The 18,678-nt window shown below is 72.2% G+C and carries 18 protein-coding genes; 8 read left to right on the forward strand and 10 right to left on the reverse strand.

From position 1 onward, the window contains the following. Positions 1-9 precede the first annotated feature (9 nt). Entirely contained in the window at positions 10-465 is a 456-nt protein-coding gene (locus CRT23_RS14795; protein ID WP_055956910.1) for a (2Fe-2S)-binding protein, read from the reverse strand. Between the two features lie 316 nt (positions 466-781). Between CRT23_RS14795 and CRT23_RS14800 the strand changes: the two genes are divergently transcribed. Next, on the forward strand, positions 782-2,317 hold the full coding sequence (locus tag CRT23_RS14800; protein ID WP_055956913.1) for a HAMP domain-containing sensor histidine kinase: 1,536 nt from the start codon (positions 782-784) through the stop codon (positions 2,315-2,317). Positions 2,318-2,321: 4 nt separating this feature from the next. Here CRT23_RS14800 and cobT read toward each other — a convergent pair whose 3' ends face one another. Then, complete coding sequence (cobT, locus tag CRT23_RS14805) at positions 2,322-3,374, reverse strand: nicotinate-nucleotide--dimethylbenzimidazole phosphoribosyltransferase (protein ID WP_103710304.1); 1,053 nt, start codon at positions 3,372-3,374, stop codon at positions 2,322-2,324. Between the two features lie 101 nt (positions 3,375-3,475). Here cobT and cobS point away from each other — a divergent pair, with 101 nt between their 5' ends. The 3 genes from cobS to CRT23_RS14820 are packed head-to-tail and all read left to right on the forward strand — an operon-like array spanning position 3,476 to position 5,247. Further along, on the forward strand, positions 3,476-4,294 hold the full coding sequence (cobS, locus tag CRT23_RS14810) for an adenosylcobinamide-GDP ribazoletransferase (RefSeq protein WP_103710305.1): 819 nt from the start codon (positions 3,476-3,478) through the stop codon (positions 4,292-4,294). A 51-nt stretch (positions 4,295-4,345) separates the two neighbouring features. Beyond that, positions 4,346-4,561 carry a DUF1289 domain-containing protein gene (locus CRT23_RS14815; protein ID WP_103710369.1) on the forward strand — a complete coding sequence of 72 codons (216 nt, stop codon included), beginning with the start codon at positions 4,346-4,348 and terminating at the stop codon, positions 4,559-4,561. Beyond that, positions 4,558-5,247 (forward strand): TIGR02281 family clan AA aspartic protease, encoded by a 690-nt coding sequence (locus CRT23_RS14820; protein WP_103710306.1) that lies wholly within the window; start codon positions 4,558-4,560, stop codon positions 5,245-5,247. The genes CRT23_RS14815 and CRT23_RS14820 overlap by 4 nt, the downstream gene beginning before the upstream one ends. On the opposite strand, the gene CRT23_RS14825 is transcribed toward CRT23_RS14820, so the two are convergent. From CRT23_RS14825 to CRT23_RS14835, 3 genes are all read right to left on the reverse strand, one after another. Then, positions 5,228-6,205, reverse strand: a complete 978-nt coding sequence (locus tag CRT23_RS14825) for a hypothetical protein (RefSeq protein ID WP_103710307.1) — start codon at positions 6,203-6,205, stop codon at positions 5,228-5,230. The genes CRT23_RS14820 and CRT23_RS14825 overlap by 20 nt on opposite strands. Positions 6,206-6,424: 219 nt before the next feature. Continuing rightward, positions 6,425-7,453 (reverse strand): tRNA dihydrouridine(20/20a) synthase DusA, encoded by a 1,029-nt coding sequence (dusA, locus tag CRT23_RS14830; RefSeq protein WP_103710308.1) that lies wholly within the window; start codon positions 7,451-7,453, stop codon positions 6,425-6,427. 50 nt (positions 7,454-7,503) lie between these two features. Beyond that, the gene (locus CRT23_RS14835) at positions 7,504-8,151 is read right to left on the reverse strand and encodes an urease accessory protein UreE (protein ID WP_103710309.1); all 648 of its coding nucleotides are present in this window, start codon (positions 8,149-8,151) and stop codon (positions 7,504-7,506) included. 205 nt (positions 8,152-8,356) lie between these two features. On the opposite strand from CRT23_RS14835, the gene CRT23_RS14840 reads away from it, so the two are divergent. Next, a complete protein-coding gene (locus CRT23_RS14840; RefSeq protein WP_055956926.1) occupies positions 8,357-8,626 on the forward strand; it encodes a hypothetical protein in 270 nt (89 codons plus the stop codon). Positions 8,627-8,714: 88 nt separating this feature from the next. Here the strand turns inward: CRT23_RS14840 and CRT23_RS14845 are convergent, their stop codons facing one another. Beyond that, positions 8,715-9,962 (reverse strand): TIGR03862 family flavoprotein, encoded by a 1,248-nt coding sequence (locus CRT23_RS14845; protein ID WP_245436246.1) that lies wholly within the window; start codon positions 9,960-9,962, stop codon positions 8,715-8,717. Between the two features lie 188 nt (positions 9,963-10,150). Here CRT23_RS14845 and CRT23_RS14850 point away from each other — a divergent pair, with 188 nt between their 5' ends. After that, entirely contained in the window at positions 10,151-11,191 is a 1,041-nt protein-coding gene (locus CRT23_RS14850; protein WP_103710370.1) for a TerC family protein, read from the forward strand. Between the two features lie 76 nt (positions 11,192-11,267). Here CRT23_RS14850 and CRT23_RS14855 read toward each other — a convergent pair whose 3' ends face one another. The 3 genes from CRT23_RS14855 to CRT23_RS14865 form a co-directional block, all read right to left on the reverse strand. Further along, positions 11,268-12,023: an N-acetylmuramoyl-L-alanine amidase gene (locus tag CRT23_RS14855; protein WP_103710311.1), complete on the reverse strand. Its 756-nt coding sequence runs from the start codon at positions 12,021-12,023 to the stop codon at positions 11,268-11,270. Next, complete coding sequence (locus CRT23_RS14860) at positions 12,020-12,745, reverse strand: TerB family tellurite resistance protein (protein WP_055956932.1); 726 nt, start codon at positions 12,743-12,745, stop codon at positions 12,020-12,022. Before CRT23_RS14860 ends, CRT23_RS14855 begins: the two co-directional genes overlap by 4 nt. Positions 12,746-12,900: 155 nt before the next feature. Further along, the gene (locus CRT23_RS14865) at positions 12,901-13,791 is read right to left on the reverse strand and encodes a collagen-like protein (RefSeq protein WP_103710312.1); all 891 of its coding nucleotides are present in this window, start codon (positions 13,789-13,791) and stop codon (positions 12,901-12,903) included. A 231-nt stretch (positions 13,792-14,022) separates the two neighbouring features. Here CRT23_RS14865 and CRT23_RS14870 point away from each other — a divergent pair, with 231 nt between their 5' ends. Together CRT23_RS14870 and CRT23_RS14875 are read left to right on the forward strand one after the other, a co-directional pair. Further along, positions 14,023-14,868, forward strand: coding sequence for an ImuA protein (locus tag CRT23_RS14870; protein ID WP_245436248.1), 846 nt, complete (start codon positions 14,023-14,025; stop codon positions 14,866-14,868). Continuing rightward, positions 14,765-16,405 (forward strand): DNA polymerase Y family protein, encoded by a 1,641-nt coding sequence (locus CRT23_RS14875; RefSeq protein WP_103710313.1) that lies wholly within the window; start codon positions 14,765-14,767, stop codon positions 16,403-16,405. Before CRT23_RS14870 ends, CRT23_RS14875 begins: the two co-directional genes overlap by 104 nt. Positions 16,406-16,743: 338 nt before the next feature. Here the strand turns inward: CRT23_RS14875 and thiC are convergent, their stop codons facing one another. After that, positions 16,744-18,636, reverse strand: coding sequence for a phosphomethylpyrimidine synthase ThiC (gene thiC / locus CRT23_RS14880; RefSeq protein ID WP_103710314.1), 1,893 nt, complete (start codon positions 18,634-18,636; stop codon positions 16,744-16,746). Positions 18,637-18,678 lie beyond the last annotated feature (42 nt).

Below are 18,678 nucleotides of genomic sequence, written 5' to 3' on the forward strand. Positions count from 1 at the left end.
GGCCGAGGCTCAGGCGAGGGTTCGCGCCGCCTCGTGGATCGCCGCGCGGATGCGCTGGTAGGTGCCGCAGCGGCAGACGTTGCCGTCCATGGCCCCGTCGATGTCGGCATCGGTCGGCTTCGGGTTCTCGGACAGCAGGCCGATCGCCGACATGATCTGGCCGGACTGGCAGTAGCCGCACTGGACCACGTCGAGGCCGCGCCAGGCGGTGCGCACCGCCTCGGCGACCTTGCCGGAGACACCCTCGATGGTGGTGATCTTGGCCGCGCCGACATCGCCAATGCGGGTCTGGCAAGCGCGGACGGGCTGGCCGTCGAGATGGACCGTGCAGGCACCGCACTGGGCGATGCCGCAGCCGTACTTGGTCCCGGTCTGGTTGAGGTGATCGCGCAGCGCCCAGAGGAGCGGCATCTCCGGGTCGGCATCGACCTCGTGGGAGACCCCGTTGACGGTGAGTTTCAGCATCTCGGCCTCCCGATCGCAGTTTGGAACGACGCTAATCGTTGCCCGATCGTAACCATGTGCGGCAGCACACCCTGGTAGACCGAATGCCATTCCGGGGCCCCAGCCCCCTGCCCTGCGCGCTGCCCTGCGCGCTGCCCCCGCGATCCTTCGCGGATTCGTGTTCGCCCGGCGGCACTGGGATGTGGATTCCGACAATCCGCACGGTTCCGGCAGGCGGTTCTTAACACATCCGGCGCAGGTTCTGAGCGGTTGTATCCCGGCCTCTCGGCGGTCCCGATCTCGACCGCGATGTCCCCTCCGACGCTTCAAGACGGTGATGACCGACCTGACTGCCGAGATGATTCAGCGTGGCCGCGGCCCCTCCGCCCAGGAGGCGGCCCGCCGCCGCGAAGTCGCGCGCGACATGCGGTCGGCGCGGGAGAAGCTCACGTCGACGAGCGGGCTGGAACGTGCCTTCGATTACGAGCTGATCCGGGTCTACGCGCAGTACCGGGCGGGCGCGGTCATCCCCCTGGCGCTGCTCGGCCTCGCGGTGGCGGGCATCGCGGCGATCTGGACGCCGCCGGCCATCGCGGCGGGCTGGGGCCTCTGCCTCCTGGCGACGGTGGCGGTCTCCAAGCTGCTGACGCACCGCTTCCTGGCGCAGGATCCGGACACGGTCTCGGTGCGGAGCTGGCGCCGCACCTTCATGGCCGCGGAGTTCCTCCAGAGCACCGCCTGGGCGATGATGGTGCTGGTGGGCGCCTCCGGGGCGCGGACCTTCGTGCTGTTCGGCCTCGTCATCGTGGCCGCCATGGCGACGATGCTGGCCGCGACCCTGCCGGCCGCCGCCGGGGCGGCCCTGGTGCCCCTGTGCATCGCCGCCCTGTCGCTCCTGGCGGTGTCCCAGGACATGAACACGATGATGCTGGTCACCATGGTGGTCGGCGCGCAGCTGTTCTTCCTCGGCCTCGGACGCCGCGTCTACGCCTCCACGGTCGAGGCGCTGCAATCCCAGGCGGAGAAGGATTCGATCTTCGGCGAACTCGAGCAGGCCAAAGCCAATTCCGACGAGGCCCGTCGCCGCGCCGAGGAGGCCAACCTCGCCAAGTCCCGCTTCCTCGCCACCATGAGCCACGAGCTGCGCACGCCGCTCAACGCCATCCTGGGCTTTTCCGAGGTGATGAAGAACGAGGTGTTCGGCGTCCACGTCGCCCCCTCGTACAAGGAATACGCCTCCGACATCCACGACAGCGGGATGCACCTCCTCAACCTGATCAACGAGATCCTCGACCTCTCGCGCATCGAGGCCGGGCGCTACGAGCTCAACGAGGAAGCGGTTCAGCTCGGGCACACCGTGGAGGAATGCCGCCACATGATGGCCCTGCGCGCCCGCGGCAAGAACCAGGTCATCCACGAGTTCATCGACGGCAGCCTGCCCCGGCTCTGGGCCGACGAGCGCGCCCTGCGCCAGATCGTGCTGAACCTGCTGTCGAACGCCGTGAAGTTCACGCCGCCGGGCGGCGAGATCACCATCAAGGTCGGCTGGACCTCGTCGGGCGGCCAGTACGTCAGCGTCAAGGACAGCGGGCCCGGCATTCCCGAGGACGAGATCGGCACCGTGATGTCGTCCTTCGGGCGCGGCTCGCTGGCGATCAAGACCGCCGAGCAGGGCTCGGGCCTCGGCCTGCCCATCGTGAAGGGTCTCGTCGACCTCCACGGCGGCAACTTCCAGCTCAAGTCGAGGCCGCGCGAGGGCACCGAGGTCGTGGTGATCTTCCCCGCGAGCCGCGTCATGGAGACCCTGCCGGCGCTGGAAGTGCCCGGCGAATCCCAGGCCGCCCCCGCCGAGAAGCGCGCCCGCGCCGCCTGAGGGGTCAGCCCGCGCTGCGCTCCGAGACCCCGGCCTGGGCGAAGGTCGCCATGTCCCGGTGGCAGGCGAGCGCGCCCTTGAGCAGGCCCAGGGCCAGGGCCGCGCCGGAGCCCTCGCCGAGGCGCATGCCGAGGGCCAGCAGCGGCACGAGGCCCAGGCGCTCCAGCACGTCCGCATGGGCGCCCTCCGCCGAGACGTGACCGGCGAGGCAATGGTCGAGCAGCGTCGGGTCGAGGCGGTGCAGGACAGCAGCGGCCGCCGTCGCCACGTAGCCGTCGAGCACCACCGGCACCCGCTGCAGGCGCGCCGCCAGGATCGCCCCCGCCATGGCGGCGATCTCGCGGCCGCCGAGGCGCGCCAGGACCTCCAGGGGATCGTCGAGATGGCCCGCATGATGGGTGAGGGCCGCCTCCACGGCGGCGACCTTGCGGGCGAGCCCCGCGGCATCGACGCCGGTGCCGCGTCCGACCCAGTGGGCGGCCTCTCCGCCGTAGAGCGCCGCGTAGATCGCCGCCGCCACGGTGGTGTTGCCGATGCCCATCTCGCCCAGCGCCAGGCAGTCGGTCCCGGCGGCCACCGCCTCCATGCCGAACGCCATGGTGGCGACGCAGGCCTTCTCGTCGAAGGCCGGCCCGACCGTGATGTCGCCCGTGGGCATGTCGATGGCGAGGTCGAACACCTTGAAGCCGAGACCGTAGGCGGCGCAGATCTGGTTGATCGCCCCGCCGCCGGCCGCGAAGTTGTCGAGCATCTGGCGGTTCACCTCCGCCGGAAAGGCCGAGACGCCCCGGGCGGTGACGCCGTGGCTGCCGGCGAAGACGCAGACGAGGGGGCGGTCGAGGGTCGGCTGGCCCTTGCCCTGCCAGGCGGCAAGCCAGGCGACGAGATGTTCCAGGCGCCCCAGGGAGCCGGCGGGCTTCGTCAGGGTGGCGTCGCGCTCGGCCACCATCGCGACCGCGTCCCGGTCCGGCCCCGGCAGGGACTCGACGAGGCGGCGGATGTCGCTGAAAGGCGTCTCGGGGGCAGTCGTCTCGGGAGGAGTCGTCTCGGAGGTCATGGAGTAATTCCGGTGGTCGGCCCGGCGCCAGGATGGCGGGCCGCCCGTCGCGGGAGCTATAACGGTCCGGGCACGGGTGGTGAAGGCGAGGCAGGGTCGCGATGAACGAGGAGGCCGAACCCGCCTTTCCGGGCGCTCGCCTGGCCTACGACCTCGCGGGCTGCCTGCGCTTCTATTCCCGCCTGCCCGTGCCGCCGCTGCCCGGCGAGGGCGATCCGCACGCGGTCCCGGACTTCCGCACCCTCCCCCGGATGCTGCCCCTGGCGGGCGTCCTCCTCGGCCTGCCCGGCGCCGGGGTGCTGCTGGCCGCCTGGGGCCTCGGTCTCGGGCCCTTCCTCGCCGCCGGCCTGGCGGTGACGGCGGGCGTCCTGGTGACGGGGGCCCTGCACGAGGACGGCCTCGCCGACGTCGCCGACGGCTTCGGCGGCGGAACCACGCCGGCCCGGCGCCTGGAGATCATGCGCGACAGCCGCATCGGCGCCTATGGCGGCGTCGCTCTGATGCTGTCCCTGGCCCTGCGGATCGGCGCCCTGGCGACGCTCCTCGACCGGATCGAACTCCTGGCGGCTCCGGCCCTGCTCCTCGCCGCCGCGCTCTCGCGCAGCGCCGCCCTGGCGCCCCTTGCCCTGCTGCCGCCCGCCCGTCCCGACGGGGCCGGCGCCGCCGTGGGACGTCCGAGCCGGCAGACCCTGGCCACCGCCGGGGGCCTCACGCTCCTCGTCGCCCTGGGGGGGCTGGCCCTCGGCCTTCCGCTGCGGGGCCTCGTCCTGATGCTTGGCCTCGGCCTCGGCGCATCCCTCGCGGTCACCGCCCTGGCGCGCCGGATGATCGGCGGGCAGAGCGGCGACGTGGTCGGCGCCGCGCAGCAGGCGGCCGAGATCGCCGCCCTCGTCGGCCTCCTGGCGGCGGTCCCCACCTGATCCGCGGCCGGACTTGATCCCGACGCCATGGCGCTGGCATGGACGGGGACGATGACCCAGCCCCGCCCCAAACCCTCCAGCCCCTGCACGAAGCTCTGCCTCCTCGATGCCGCTACCGGCCTGTGCGAGGGCTGCGGCCGGACCCGGGACGAGATCGCCCTGTGGGGCTCGATGTCGGAGCCCCAGCGCCGGGCGGTGATGGCAACGCTCGACGCACGCCTGCGGGCCGCCTTCCCGACGCGGGCCCCGACCGCGGCGGCGACATGATCCTGGTCGGCCTCGTCATCCTCGGCGGCGCCCTGGCGGTGCTGCTCCTGTCCGACGACACCCAGCGCATCGCCGGGATGGAGCCGGATCAGTTCGCCCAGTTCGCCATGAGCGCCGGACTGCTCACCGTGGTGGCGGCGGGATTCTGGCACCAGTTCCGCAGCCGGATGCGCGCGAACCTGACGGCCCTGCTGCTCTGGGGCGCCCTCGGGGCCGCCCTGGTCGCCGGCTACGCCTACCGCGACGACGCCCGGGTCATCGGCGACCGGATGCTCGGGGCGGTGCGTCCGGGCAGCGCCGTCACGGGATCGGACGGCACGGTGACGATCACCCGGCGCAGCGACGGCAACTTTCACGTCCGGGCCGAGGTGAACGGCCAGCCCCAGGGCTTTCAGTTCGACACGGGCGCCAGCTCCGTGGTGCTGACCGCCGAGAGCGCGGCGGCCCTCGGCATCCGCCCGGCGGACTCCGAATTCAGCGTCCGGGTCTCGACTGCCAACGGCGTCACCGTGGCGGCCCCGGCCTTCCTCGACAGCCTCCGGGTCGGCGGCATCGTTGAGCGGCGGGTGCCGGCCCTGGTGAGCCGGCCCGGAGCCCTCCGCGAAAACCTGCTCGGCATGAGCTTCCTCGATCGCCTCGCCTCCTTCGAGGTTCGCGGCGACCGTCTCATCCTGCGGGACCGCTGAGATCCCGGCTCCGAAACACGCGACGCCGCCCCGATGGGGCAGCCCTGAAAGGCGAGACGCCGCCCGGAAGGCGGCGTCCTGGATCCCTCGCACGTCGGATCGGTTCAGGACCGATAGGTCCGGCTGATCGGCGTGCGGGCCACGAGGAAGCCCAGGCCCGTGCCGAAGCTCGGGAGCGCCTTGGGCACCACGTCCTTGTAGGCCCGGCGGCAACCGGGCGCGAACGTCCGAAGACGTCCTGTCCGGCCTGCGGGTTGGTCACGCCGGCGGCGATATCGAGGACGCTCGTGGTCGTGTTGGGCAACCCGTCGAAGCGGGGCAAGGTGTAGCCGGCCGGCGCAACCGCCGGAATCGCGACGTAGCCGGCCGGCGTCACGCTCGGGTGGATGGCCGCGCCGTTGGCGAAGTCGTTCGTCGCGACGCCCAGATCGGCGCTGGTGAACGTGTAGGCCCGGTTCGGCAGATCAAAGGTCCGGGCAAGCGGTCCCGTCGTGTCCGTGCTGGCGCGGATGCCCTGCTGATGGAGCGGACCCGGCACCGGGCCGTACCCGCCCGCCGGCGGTATCGGGTTGATCGTGCCCGGCCTTCCCGGATTGCTTTGGATGGCCTGGAGCGGGAGGCCGCCGGCCAGGTTGTCGGCCGGTCCGAGCTTCACCACGGATCCGTCGACCAGGGTGAGCGCGCCGAGATAGGGGGCGGCGCCCGGCCGGACTTGGCCGCTGATGGCCAGGGCGCGCTGGTCCGGCGTCGACCGGTCGTTGACGGCGATGGCTTGCGCGAGGTTGTCCGGCAATGTCGCCCGGCCGATCGCACTGGCATTCAGGGACAGGAACGGCGCGAGCAGGGTCCGCACGTTGGCATCGCGCGGCGTGATCGTCGCGGTCTGTGCCTGCGCGGCGGCCAGACCCGTCGCCGCCAGGATGACGGCTGCACGGGAAACACCGTATCGGAACCGCATCGTTCGCCCCCTCGAATCCGTTCGTTGGATCGATGGCTTGAATAACGAACCCTACAGTTCCGAAGTGCTCATGGCTCTCTCACCCTATCAGGTACCCAGCTCCGTGCCAGATCAGCAAAAACTCTGATCTACCCCAGACATAGACTGCCGGCGAACGATCGGGCGGCCGTTTATATTGAGGGAGGCTCCTATCTTGATCGCGGCTCCGGCGAGCGGGGCTCAGGCGGCATCCTGTGCCCTGTCCCTGCCCGGAATGGCCGGATCGGCGGCCTGATGGGCGCGGCCGACCAGCTCCACCGCCTCCCGCAGGGTCGCGAGGCCGGCTTCGGGCTGGAGGCCGAAGGTCGAGAGGTGCCGGCGATAGGCGCGGGCACCCGGGCGGCCGTTGAACAGGCCGAGCATGTGCCGCGTCACCGCGTGCAGGCGGGTGCCGTCCTGCAGGAATCCGGCGAGGACGGGTTCAAAGGCCGTGATCGCGGCGAACGGATCGGCGGCCGGGGCGGGCTCGCCGAACAGGACCGGATCGACGTCGAGCAGAATCGCCGGATCGCTGTAGGCCGCCCGGCCGATCATCACCCCGTCGACTTCCGCCAGGTGGGCGGCCGCATCCGCGATGGTGGCGATGCCGCCGTTGATGGCGATGGGCAGGTCGGGATGGGCCCGCTTCAGCCGCGCCACCCGCGGATAGTCGAGGGGGGGCACGTCGCGGTTCTCCTTGGGCGAGAGCCCCTGGAGCCAGGCCTTGCGGGCATGCACCACGAGGCCGTCGACGCCGGCCGCGATCACGGCGTCCGCGAGGGCGTCGAGGGCCTGCTCGCTGTCCTGGTCGTCCACGCCGATGCGGCACTTCACCGTGACCGGCACCGACACCGCCGCCTTCATGGCGGCGACGCAGGCGGCCACCACGGCGGGCTCGCGCATCAGGCAGGCGCCGAAGCGTCCGTCCTGCACGCGGTCGGAGGGGCAGCCGACATTGAGGTTGACCTCGTCGTAGCCGTATCCCTCGGCGATGCGCGCGGCCTCGGCGAGGTCGGCCGGGTTCGAGCCGCCGAGCTGCACCGCCACCGGATGCTCGAGCGCGTCGAAGCCGAGCAGACGGTCGCGCGGCCCGTGGATGACGGCCCCGGTGGTGACCATCTCGGTGTAGAGCCGGGCGTGCCGCGACAGGGTCCGGTGGAAGGCCCGACAGTAACGGTCGGTCCAGTCCATCATCGGGGCGACGGAGAAGCGGAGGTCGCGGGCGATCATCCGGCGGACATAACCGTCCGCGCCGCCGGCTTCAACGCGGGGCGGTCCGCTCAGTGCTCGTGCTTGCAGTCCGGCCCGTGCACGTGGCCGTGCGCGCCGTGGTCGTGAGCCTGGTCGTGCCCGTGGGAATGCCCATGGTCATGCCCCGCATGGGAATGGCCGTGATCGTGGCCCGTGTGGTCGTGTTCGGCGTGGTCGTGCGCGTGATGCCCGTGATCGTGGTGGTCGTGCGCGCGATGCCCGTGATCATGGTGGTCGTGACCGCACTGGCTGTGGTCGTGGGCCGCGCGCTCCGGCTTGAAGGCCCGCGTCACCGGGGTGGCGGCGCAGCCCTGGCCGCGGACGAGTTCGGCGGCGCTGCGGGGCACGTAGAGCACGTCGGCGGCGATCTCGGCCGGCACGTGGCTGCCGCCGAGCTGCCAGGCCAGGCGCAGCAGCCGGGCCGGGTTCTCGGCCCGGACCTCGAGCAGCGGCTCCCCGGCGGCGCGGATCGTCACGAGGCGCCCGTCCTCCAGGCGCAGGGCATCGCCGTCCTCCAGGGACGCGGCCTTGGCGAGTGCGAGGGACAGGGTCAGCCCGCCCTCCCCGGTCAGGCTCTCCGGCGGGGCCTGACGGGCGGCGTGGTCGAGAACGATCGTGTCGACGATCGCATCGGCGCGGACGGCGACCTTGCGGACGATGGCGGTGGCGCGCTGCATGGATTCCTCGCGGCGGAATGGGCGGCCGGCGCCGCCCGGATGGACCCTGATCGGCGCATCACTAGAGGGTTTTTCGGCGAAACGGAAAGGCGGGACGGAACCTTAGCCGTTCGGCGTGCATTTCTCGCGCGGAATGCTTAAGCTCGGGCGGCACGAACATCACGGCCGAAGGCCGGGTCACGACGCACAAGGGAGTCTCGGAACCATGAAGAAGCTCATTGCCGCCACCTTCGCGGGTGTCCTCGCCCTTTCGGTCGGCGCCTGCAACACCCCGCAGGACCGCGCCCTCGGCGGCGCCGGCCTCGGCGCGCTCGCGGGTGCCGCCATCGGTGGCGCCGCCACGGGCCGCGCCGGCGGCGCGCTCGCGGGTGCGGCCATCGGCGGCGCCGGCGGTGCCATCGTGGGCGCCTCCACCGCCCCGCGCTGCCCCTACGGCACCTACCGCGACGCCTACGGCGACGTGTACTGCCGCTGAGACCCGGCACCGCGCGGCCCGGAACGGCCGCGCCGGACCATCGGGCTCCCTCTCTCCGGAGAGGGAGCCTTTTTCGTGGGACGAAGGCTCACGCGCCCCGGACCGGGTCCCGCTCCATCCAAGCGAGCATGCCCGCCGCCGCCGCGCGGCCCGAGGCGAAGGCCCCCTGGAGCAGGTAGCCCCCCGTCGGGGCCTCCCAATCGAGCATCTCCCCTGCCACGAAGGTGCCGGGCCGCCGGGTCAGCATGAAGCCGGCGTCGAGCTCGCCGAAGCGGACGCCGCCCGCGGTCGAGATCGCCCGGTCGAGGCCGCGCGGGGCGAGGAGGCGCAGCGGCACCGCCTTGATCAGGGCCGCCAGGGCCGCGGCGGCGACCGGCAGCGGATGCACCGCCTCGCGCAGAAGACCGATCCCCACGGGCGTCAGCGCCGCGGCCTTGCGCAGGCGGTTGGCCAGGGACAGGCCGGGCTTCGGATCGCTGAGCGCCCGCGCCAGGGCCGCCTCGTCGACATCGGGCCGCAGGTCGAGGGTCAGCCGGGCCTCACCCCGCTCGGTGGCGGCCCGGATCCGGTGCGCCAGGGCGTAGATCGCTCCGCCCTCGATGCCGTCGGCGCTGACCACCGCCTCGCCGCGCACGCGGAGGCCGTCCAGGCTGAGGGCGATCCGCTTCAGCGGGGTGCCGGCGAAGCGCTCGGCGAAGATCGGCGACCAGGCGACGGTGAACCCGACATTGGCGGGCTTGAGCGGCGCCACCGCGACACCCGCGCGCGCGAGCACAGGCACCCAGGCGCCGTCGGAGCCGAGGCGCGGCCAGCTCGCACCCCCCAGGGCCAGGAGCACCGGTCGGTGCGCGGTCTCGACCCGCCCCTCCGGGGTCTCGAAGACCGGGCCGCCCGCGTCCGACCAGCCGGTGAAGCGGTGGCGGGTGCGGATGCGGACGCCCAACCCCTCGAGGCGCTGGAGCCAGGCTCGCAGGAGCGGCGAGGCCTTGAAGGCCTCCGGGAAGACGCGGCCGCTCGACCCGACGAAGGTCGGCTGGCCGAGAGCGTCGCACCAGGCACGCAGGTCGCCGGGCGAGAACGCCGCGATGGCCCCGGCGAGGGCGTCTTCCTCCGGCTGGTAGCGCGCCAGGAAGGCCGGCAGCGGTTCGGAATGCGTGAGGTTGAGCCCACCGCGTCCGGCGATGAGGAGCTTTCGCCCCACGCTCGGCATCCGGTCGTAGAGGGTCACGGCGTGGCCGGCCTGCGCCAGCACCTCCGCCGCCGCGAGGCCGGCCGGGCCACCACCGATCACGGCGGGTCCGTCCATGTCCGGGCCGTTGCGTACACTGTCAGTCATGCGTCCTGGGAAACCGGCGGGGGTCGGCCCTGTCAAGCGTGACAGGGCGGTGCCCTTGATTCGCCCGGTTCAGAGCCCCAACTGCGCCTCATCGGCTGCGGGCCCCTCTGGCGGGATGCTGCATGATGCGTTCCGTGATGTCGGAGCCGATGCTTTCTCTCCTCAAGAAGCATCGACGGTCCTGCGTCATGGTTGATTTTCTGTATTACGAGTGGCTCGGCAAGCCCGTGTGGATGTGGCTCGGGTTCCACGCCCTCGTGGCCGGGTTGCTGGCCTTCGATCTCGGACTCCTGCACCGCGACAAGAATCACGAGATCGGCGTGAAGGAGAGCCTCCTTCTCACGCTGTTCTACTTCACCCTGGGCATGATCTTCGGCGGATGGGTCTGGTGGTATCTCGGGGCCCAGGCGGGCCAGGAATACGTCGCCGGCCTCGTGGTCGAGAAGTCGCTGTCGATGGACAACGTCTTCGTGATCGCCGTCATTCTCACGGCCCTGGGCATTCCCCGCGCCGCCCAGCACCGGGTCCTGGTCTGGGGCATCCTCGCGGCCGTCCTGCTGCGGGGCCTGATGATCGGCCTCGGCGCGGCCCTCGTGCACCAGGCCGCCTGGGTGCTGTCGATCTTCGCCGCCTTCCTGATCTTCGCCGGCCTCAAGATGCTGGTCTCGAAGGAGGAGGAGCCGGGCGATATCCGCGAGAACCGGGCCGTCCGGTTCCTGCAGCGGATCCTGCGCATCACGCCCGAGTTGCACGGGCAGCGCTTCATGGTGCGAAAAGCCGACCCGAAGACCGGGAAGACCGCCCTCTGGCTGACGCCCCTGGCCCTGGCGCTCATCCTGGTGAACGGTGCCGACGTGATCTTCGCCGTCGACAGCGTGCCGGCGATCTTCGCCATCACCACCGATACCTTCGTGGTCTACACCTCCAACATCTTCGCGATCCTCGGCTTGCGGGCGCTCTACTTCGCCCTGGCGGCGATGGTGGACCGCTTCGCCTATCTCAAGACGGCGCTGGCCTTCATCCTGATCTTCATCGGCGGAAAGATCGTGGTCGCCGATACCTTCGGCCTCGTCCACGTGCCGCCGTGGGTCTCCCTCGCGGTCACCGTCGTGTTCCTGGTCGCGGGCATCGCCTACAGCCTGTGGCGCACCCGCGGCACGGTCACGGCAGACGTGCACGGGCATGACGCGCATGGGCATGGCGCCCAGGCGGTGCAGCACCGGGTGTAACCGGCGGCCGGTGTTCGGAGGGGTGCACGGGCGCCTCCCTCCCCTTCTATGAGGGAGGGAGCCACTCCAGTGCGCGCTACCGCCCCGGCAGGGCCGCGATCAGGTCCCGCAGGGTGGTGATCGTCGAGGCGTCGGCGACGCCGTCGACGCGGGCCGGGCGGAAGTGGCGCTGGAACGCCGTCACCACCGCGCCCATGCGGGCATCGAAGCTGGCGCTCACCGGCAGGTCGTAGCCGTAGAGGGCGAACATCGCCTGCAGGGCCTCGATCGGCGGTCCGGCATCGCCCTGCGCGAAGAAGCGGCCGTCGCGGATCGGGGCCGGCGGCACCCAGTGGCCGATGCCGGCGCGGGCGAGGGTCTCCCAGGGGAAGTGCTCGCCCGGATCCTCCTTGCGCTCGGGGGCGATGTCCGAATGGGCGAGGATCCTGTGCGGGGCGAGGCTCCAGCGCTTTGCGAGATCGCCGCACAGGGCGATCACGGCCTCGATCTGTGCCGGGGGATAGGCCGGCAGGCCGCCGGCATGGCCGCCATTGACGATCTCGATGCCGAGGGAGCGCGAGTTCACGTCGCTGATCCCGGCCCAGGAGCCCTGGCCCGCATGCCAGGCGCGGCGCCCCTCGGGCACCATCTGCACCACGCGGCCATCCTCCAGGACCACGTAATGGGCCGAGACCTCCGCCACGGGGTTGGCGAGGCGTTGCAGGGCGGCGGCCGCGCTCTCCATCCCGGTGTAGTGCAGGATGAGGAGGTCGACCGGGCCGGACCGGCGCTCGCCGTGGTTCGGCGACGGGTGGACGCTGGTGGCAACGGGACTTTCGGGCGTCGGTTTCACGTGAGGCCCCGCTCGGTGCTGATCCGGTCATAGGCGGCGTTGATGGCCGCGAGCCGGCGGGTGGCGATGGCCACGGCCTCCGGTGGTAGGCCGCGCGCAATGGCCCGGTCGGGATGGTTCTCCCGCACCAGGGCGCGGTGGGCCGCCTTCAGCCCGGCATCGTCGACAGCGTGGTCGAGGCCGAGCACGAGATAGGGATCGTCGGAGAGCCGGACGTGGCGGGCGGCGATGCGGCGGAACGCGGCCTCGTCGTAGCCGAAGGTCTCCGCCACCGCGCGCAGGTAGCGCTCCTCCGCCTCGTGGATGGCGCCGTCCGCCTTGGCGATGTGGAACAGGCCGTCGAGCACGTCCTCCAGCAGGGCCGGCTCGTCGTGGAAGGTGGTGGCCAATTGCCGGGCATAGGCCTCGAAGCCGTTCGCCGTACCCTTGGCAAGGTCGAACAGGCGCTGCACGCCGGGCCGGGCGCGCTCGTCCACCTGCACCACCTTGGCGAAGGCCTCGACCTCGGCCGGCGTCACCACGCCGTCGGATTTGGCCATCTTGGCGGCCAGGGCCACGAGACCGGTGGTGAAGACCACGTCGCGCGGCGTGGTGCCGAACAGGGCGCCCTCGCGGTCGACCAGGAAGTGCCCCGCCACCCCGCCGATGAGGCCGCCGAGGGGGCCGCCGATGGCGAGGCCGAGGCCGGCCCCGCCGAGCTTGCCCCAGATGCCCACGCTCATCGGGCAACCCCGCGGGTGCAGGGAACGGGGCTGGAAGGGTCAGGAAGCATGGACGGTAGCGACACGTGGGATCGACTTTGGCGCGAAACGAAGCGCGTCCTTACACCGGACGCCTCCGTTTCGGCGAGGGGCGATCGCCCGGGTTGTCCGGCGCCTCAGCGCCGGGCGCAGAAGCCGACGAGCCCCTGGCTCTCGGTGGGGCAGGTCGCATTCAAGCTTCCGTCGGCTCCCGCCGTCACGATGGCGCTGCCCCCCTTCAGGCAGAGGGCCGAGGCCAGGATCTCGGTGCTCTCGCAGGTGATGCTGCAGCCGGAGGCCGGGCAGGTGTCCTGGCGCACCACCCGGAACGTCGATGCGGGTGCGGTGGCGGCCAGGGCGGCCTGACCGGCCTCGCCCTTCTGACCCGCCGGGCCGCGCTCGCCGGCCGGCCCCTTCGCGCCCGTCTCCCCCTTCGGTCCGGCATCTCCCTTCGGACCCGTCTCGCCCTTGAGACCCGTCTCGCCCTTGGGTCCGGCTTCCCCCTTGGGTCCGGTCTCGCCCCGGGGACCCGGCTCGCCCTTCGGTCCCTGGGGACCGGGCAGGCCGGCGACGCCCTGCGGGCCGGCAGGGCCGGTCTCGCCCTTGTCTCCCGCGTCTCCCTTCTGCCCCGTCTCGCCCTTCGGGCCGGGCTGGCCGGCAGGTCCGCAATTGGCGATGACCGCCTCGCGCTCGTCCTCGCCCGCCTTCAGGGTGGCGATGCAGTTGGTGGGCACGTAGGGCAGCCGGAAGACGAAGCGGCCCCGGCTGTCGGCGATGATCGAGATGTCCTCGTCGAGCACCACCACCGTGCCGGGCTTGCGCACGCTGCCGGAGATGCGGAGGTCACCGTTCTCGAAGCGGGCATCGTAGACCTGGATCGGCTGCGACGCGACCTGGGGCCGGCGCGCCTTGGACGCGGCCCGGGGGTCTTCGCCCCTGGGTTGGGCCGCCGTCTGCGCGGCGGCGGGGAGCCCTCCCGCGACGGTGATCAGGCCCGACAGGACCACGAGGGCACGAGCGAGACGCATGGAGTTCTCCCGGCTGATCCGCGTCTTGTGCGCGGCAGGTGAGGAGTGCTGCCCTGCCCTCGCCACAGGGTCAAGCGTGGCGCAAATGCCGGCCCGCGGGACGCCGTCCACAGGCATCCACAGCCTTCCACAGGCCAAGCCCTTGAGCAGCGACGAAATTCCGAATCCCCCCGGAAACCGATTGAGTCTGTTCCTGTTTTGTTCTTAGCGTAGCGGGATGGAGCGGAGCCGATGAGACAGAGCCCTGAAGACCTTCCCGATGTGGAGACCGCGATGGCGTCGACGGACCACCCGGACGTGGGATCTCCGTCCCGGGACGCCGAGCCCGTGGATCTGGCCGCTTTGCGCGACCTCGTGGCCGGGCACGGAGGGGGCTCGGTCCTCCGGGGTGCCCTGCCCTTCGGCATCCACGACGTCGATTCGCGCCTCGCGCAGGGTGGGCTCGCCCTCGGGCAGCTGCACGAGATCGCCCCCGACCAGGCGGGCGACGAGCCGGCGGCCCTCGGCTTCGCCCTGGCGCTGGTGGCGCGCCACCTCGCCCGCGTGCGGGGCGAGGCCCTGCTGGTGGTGGGCCGGGGCCACCCCCTCCCCTACGGCCACGGGCTTGCCGGCCTCGGCCTCGACCCGGGGCGACTCCTGCTGTTCGAGGTCGCCAGCGACGGCGACGCCTACCGGGCCTTGGAGGAATCCCTACGCGCGCAGGGGCTGGCCGCGGTGGCGGGCCTCGTCGACGCCGCTCTGCCCCTGGCCCAGAGCCGGCGGCTCCACCTCGCGGCCGGGCGAACCGACCTGCTTCTCCTCGTCCTGCGGCCTCCCGAGGCGGAGAGCCCCAACGTGGCCGCGACCCGCTGGCGGATCGCCGCCGGCAAGGCCCTGCGCGACCGCTTCGGCTGCATTGAGCGGCCGTGCTGGCAGGTGACCCTCGACCGAAGCCGCAACGGGCGGACCGGACATTGGCTTCTGGAGTGGGATCATGCCGCGCATCGTTTCGGTCTGGCTGGAGCATTGGCCGGTCACGCGGTTGAGGCGGGCCCGGGCGCGGCCCTGTCCGACCGGCGCGTCCAGCGCTCGGGCTGACGGCGGCCGGGAAGACGGCACCCAGCAAGACCTCGCCCAGCAAGACGGCACCCAGGACGACGGCGCTCACGGGGACGGCCCCCTGGTGGTGGCCGCGATGGAGGCCAACGGCCTGCGCCTGGTCGCGGTGGACGCCGCCGCCCGCGCCCTCGGCCTCGAGCCCGGCGAGACCCTCGCCCGGGCCCGGGCCCGGATCGGCACGCCCGTGGCCGTCCATCCCGCCGACCCGGAGGCGGATGAGGCCTCCCTGCATCGGCTCTGCCTCTGGGCCAAGCGCTACACCCCGGTCGTGGCGCCCTACGGTCCGGCAGAGGGCGCCGACGGCTTCTTCCTCGACATCGCGGGGGCGAGCCACCTCTTCGGAGGCGAGGCGCAGTTGCTGGCGGACCTCGCACGACGCCTACGCGCGGGCGCGATTCCGGCCCGGATCGCCCTCGCGGACACGCCCGCCTGCGCCTTCGCCCTGGCGCGCCACGGCGGGGGTGGCCTCGTGGCGCCCGGATGCAACGGGGAGGCCCTGCAGGCCCTCCCGGTCTCGGCCCTGCGCCTCGATCCGGGCACGACGCAGGCCCTGGCCCGCCTCGGCCTGCGCCGGATCGGCGACCTCGCCGCCGCGCCCCGGGCGCCCCTGGCCCGGCGCTTCGGCGAGACCCTGCTGCTGCGCCTCGACCAGGCCCTCGGCCGCCGGCCCGAGCCCCTCGTCTCGGCGGAGGACCCGCACGACTTCGAGGCCCTGCGCGGCTTCCTCGAACCGATCGGGCAGCCGGAGACCATCGTCGCCACGGCCACGGGCCTGATGGAGCGGCTGGCGCCGCGGCTGGAGGCGGCCGGCCTCGGCGCCCGGGCGCTGCGGCTGTCCCTGACCCGCGTCGACGGGGTGGTGCGCACCCTCGACCTCGGGATGAGCCTGCCGAGCCGTTGCCCGGTCCAGCTCGCACGCCTGCTGACCCTGCGCCTCGATCGCCTCGGCCCGGCCCTCGATGCCGGCTTCGGCTTCGAGACCGTGGGCCTCGCCGTCACCGCCACGGGCACGATCGCGGCACGTCAGGGCACGCTGGTGGAGACGCCCGCCGAGGGCGGAGGCGCCGAGCATCTGGGCGATGCCCTGCGTCAGCGCCTCGGCCGGCGGATGATGCGGCTCGGCTTCCGCGCAAGCCACCTGCCCGAGCGGGCCGACCTCGTGGAGCCCTGGCGGGCGGATCGCCCCACGCCGGCCGGCCGGTCCGATCCGGCGTCCCGGCCGCGCCTGCAGCCCCGGCCGCTGGTGCTGCTCAGCCGGGGCGAGGCCGCCGAGGACGTCATCGCCCTCGCCCCCGACGGGCCTCCGCACCGCTTCCGCTGGCGCCGGCGCCTGCACCGCGTCGCCCATGCGGACGGGCCCGAGCGCATCGCCGACGAGTGGTGGCGCGCGCCGGGTCCGCTCAGGGACTACTACGTGGTCGAGGACGAGGCCGGGCGCCGCCTCTGGGTCTATCGCGAGGGCTTCCCCACGATGGAGACGCCCGCGCGCTGGTTCGTGCACGGGCTGTTCGCGTGATGTGAGCGGGAGAGGCGCCCGGGAGAGGCCTCGGAAACTTCACGCGGACACGGCTCTGGAAGTCCGCGCGCCGCGGGCGGTTCTTCGACGCGCCGCGGGCGGTTCTTCGACGCGCCGCGGGCAGTTCTTCGACGCGCCGCGGGCAGTTCTTCGACGCGCCGCGGGCAGTTCTTCGACGCGCCGCGGGCAGTTCCTCGACACGCCGCGGGCAGTTCCTCGACACGCCGCGGGCAGTTCCTCGACACGCCGCGGGCAGTTCCTCGACACGCCGCGGGCGGTTCTTCGGCGCGCCGCCTGTCCCGGGCCGGTCGGCTGAGACCGGCCCGGGACAGGGTCCCCTACTCGGCCGCGTCGACGTAGAGCTTGCCACCCTCGGCCTGGAACTCGGCGGATTTCGCCGCCATACCGGCCTCGCGCTCGGCCGCGCTCAGGGGCGCGGCCTCGCCCAGCACCTGGCCGGCCGCCTCCATCGCCAGCACCTCGGCGCGCAGGTCCTGCGTGATCTTCATCGAGCAGAACTTCGGGCCGCACATCGAGCAGAAATGCGCGACCTTGTGGGCGTCCTTCGGCAGGGTCTCGTCGTGGTAGGCGCGGGCCGTATCCGGGTCGAGGGAGAGGTTGAACTGATCCTCCCAGCGGAAGTCGAACCGGGCCCGCGACAGGGCATCGTCACGCAGCTGCGCCGCCGGGTGGCCCTTGGCGAGATCGGCGGCATGGGCCGCGATCTTGTAGGTGATCACGCCTTCCTTGACGTCGTCGCGGTTGGGCAGGCCGAGATGCTCCTTCGGGGTGACGTAGCAGAGCATGGCGCAGCCGAACCAGCCGATCATCGCGGCGCCGATGCCGGAGGTGATGTGGTCGTAGCCGGGGGCAATGTCGGTGGTCAGCGGGCCGAGGGTGTAGAACGGCGCCTCGCCGCACTCCACGAGCTGCTTTTCCATGTTCACCTTGATCTTGTGCATCGGCACGTGGCCGGGGCCCTCGATCATGGTCTGGCAGCCCTTGTCCCAGGCGATCTTGGTGAGCTCGCCCAGGGTCTCCAGCTCGGCGAACTGCGCCGCGTCGTTGGCATCCGCGATGGAGCCGGGGCGCAGGCCGTCGCCCAGGGAGAACGACACGTCGTAGGCCCGCATGATGTCGCAGATCTCGTCGAAGCGCTCGTAGAGGAACGACTCGCGGTGACCGGCGAGGCACCAGCGCGCCATGATCGAGCCGCCGCGGGAGACGATGCCGGTGACCCGGCGCGCGGTGAGCGGCACGTGGGCGAGGCGCACGCCCGCATGGATGGTGAAGTAGTCGATGCCCTGCTCCGCCTGCTCGATCAGGGTGTCCTTGAAGACCTCCCAGTCGAGCTTCAGCGGGTCGCCGCCGACCTTCTCCAGCGCCTGGTAGATCGGCACGGTGCCGATCGGAACGGGCGAGTTGCGCACGATCCAGGAGCGGATGTTGTGGATGTTGCGGCCCGTCGAGAGGTCCATCACCGTGTCGGCGCCCCAGCGGGTCGCCCAGACCAGTTTCTCGACCTCCTCGGCGGCCGACGACGTCACGGCGGAATTGCCGATGTTGGCGTTGATCTTCACCAGGAAGTTGCGGCCGATCGCCATCGGCTCCACCTCGGGGTGGTTGATGTTGGCCGGGATGATGGCGCGGCCGCGGGCCACCTCGTCCCGGACGAATTCCGGCGTGATGAAGGCCGGCAGGGCGGCGCCGAAGCTGTTGCCGTCGGCCAGCGCCGCCTGCGCGCCCTCCAGCATCGTCTGGCGGGCGAGGTTCTCGCGGTTGGCGACGTAGATCATCTCCTCGGTGATGATCCCGGCGCGGGCGAACTCGTACTGCGTCACCATCTGGCCCGGGCCGGCCTTGCGGATCTCGCGGATGGCCGGACAGGGGGCCACGAGCTTGTCCTCGGGCACGAACCCGTTGTCCTCGGGCTTGACCACGCGCGGGGTCACGGTGGCGTAGCCGCGCCGGGCGATCCAGGGCTCGCGCACCAGCGGCAGGCCGGCATGCAGGTCGATCTTGGCATCCGTCTCGGTGTAGGGGCCCGACGGATCGTAGACCCGCACCGGGGCCTCCTTCGGATCGCTGAGCGTGATCTCGCGGAACGGCACCCGGATGTCGTCGTGCCCGGCCACGGGAGCGTAGACCTTGCGCGAGCCCATGATCGGGCCGGTGGTCACCGCCTGGGGCTGACCCTGCGGAAGATCCTTCGGGAGAACGGGTGCATTCATCGGTTTCGCTCCTGGCGTGGGAGACGATCCGGACTCGCGTCG

Source organism: Methylobacterium sp. V23 (assembly GCF_002917135.1).
Taxonomy (GTDB): domain Bacteria; phylum Pseudomonadota; class Alphaproteobacteria; order Rhizobiales; family Beijerinckiaceae; genus Methylobacterium.

What these genes read in the sequence shown, in the direction of transcription:
- CRT23_RS14795 (WP_055956910.1), bottom strand. Translation starts at nt 465, where the DNA reads ATGCTGAAACTCACCGTCAACGGGGTCTCCCACGAGGTCGATGCCGAC.
- CRT23_RS14800 (WP_055956913.1), top strand. Translation starts at nt 782, where the DNA reads ATGACCGACCTGACTGCCGAGATGATTCAGCGTGGCCGCGGCCCCTCC.
- cobT (WP_103710304.1), bottom strand. Translation starts at nt 3,374, where the DNA reads ATGACCTCCGAGACGACTCCTCCCGAGACGACTGCCCCCGAGACGCCT.
- cobS (WP_103710305.1), top strand. Translation starts at nt 3,476, where the DNA reads ATGAACGAGGAGGCCGAACCCGCCTTTCCGGGCGCTCGCCTGGCCTAC.
- CRT23_RS14815 (WP_103710369.1), top strand. Translation starts at nt 4,346, where the DNA reads ATGACCCAGCCCCGCCCCAAACCCTCCAGCCCCTGCACGAAGCTCTGC.
- CRT23_RS14820 (WP_103710306.1), top strand. Translation starts at nt 4,558, where the DNA reads ATGATCCTGGTCGGCCTCGTCATCCTCGGCGGCGCCCTGGCGGTGCTG.
- CRT23_RS14825 (WP_103710307.1), bottom strand. Translation starts at nt 6,205, where the DNA reads ATGCGGTTCCGATACGGTGTTTCCCGTGCAGCCGTCATCCTGGCGGCG.
- dusA (WP_103710308.1), bottom strand. Translation starts at nt 7,453, where the DNA reads ATGATCGCCCGCGACCTCCGCTTCTCCGTCGCCCCGATGATGGACTGG.
- CRT23_RS14835 (WP_103710309.1), bottom strand. Translation starts at nt 8,151, where the DNA reads ATGCAGCGCGCCACCGCCATCGTCCGCAAGGTCGCCGTCCGCGCCGAT.
- CRT23_RS14840 (WP_055956926.1), top strand. Translation starts at nt 8,357, where the DNA reads ATGAAGAAGCTCATTGCCGCCACCTTCGCGGGTGTCCTCGCCCTTTCG.
- CRT23_RS14845 (WP_245436246.1), bottom strand. Translation starts at nt 9,962, where the DNA reads ATGACTGACAGTGTACGCAACGGCCCGGACATGGACGGACCCGCCGTG.
- CRT23_RS14850 (WP_103710370.1), top strand. Translation starts at nt 10,151, where the DNA reads ATGGTTGATTTTCTGTATTACGAGTGGCTCGGCAAGCCCGTGTGGATG.
- CRT23_RS14860 (WP_055956932.1), bottom strand. Translation starts at nt 12,745, where the DNA reads ATGAGCGTGGGCATCTGGGGCAAGCTCGGCGGGGCCGGCCTCGGCCTC.
- CRT23_RS14865 (WP_103710312.1), bottom strand. Translation starts at nt 13,791, where the DNA reads ATGCGTCTCGCTCGTGCCCTCGTGGTCCTGTCGGGCCTGATCACCGTC.
- CRT23_RS14870 (WP_245436248.1), top strand. Translation starts at nt 14,023, where the DNA reads ATGAGACAGAGCCCTGAAGACCTTCCCGATGTGGAGACCGCGATGGCG.
- CRT23_RS14875 (WP_103710313.1), top strand. Translation starts at nt 14,765, where the DNA reads ATGCCGCGCATCGTTTCGGTCTGGCTGGAGCATTGGCCGGTCACGCGG.
- thiC (WP_103710314.1), bottom strand. Translation starts at nt 18,636, where the DNA reads ATGAATGCACCCGTTCTCCCGAAGGATCTTCCGCAGGGTCAGCCCCAG.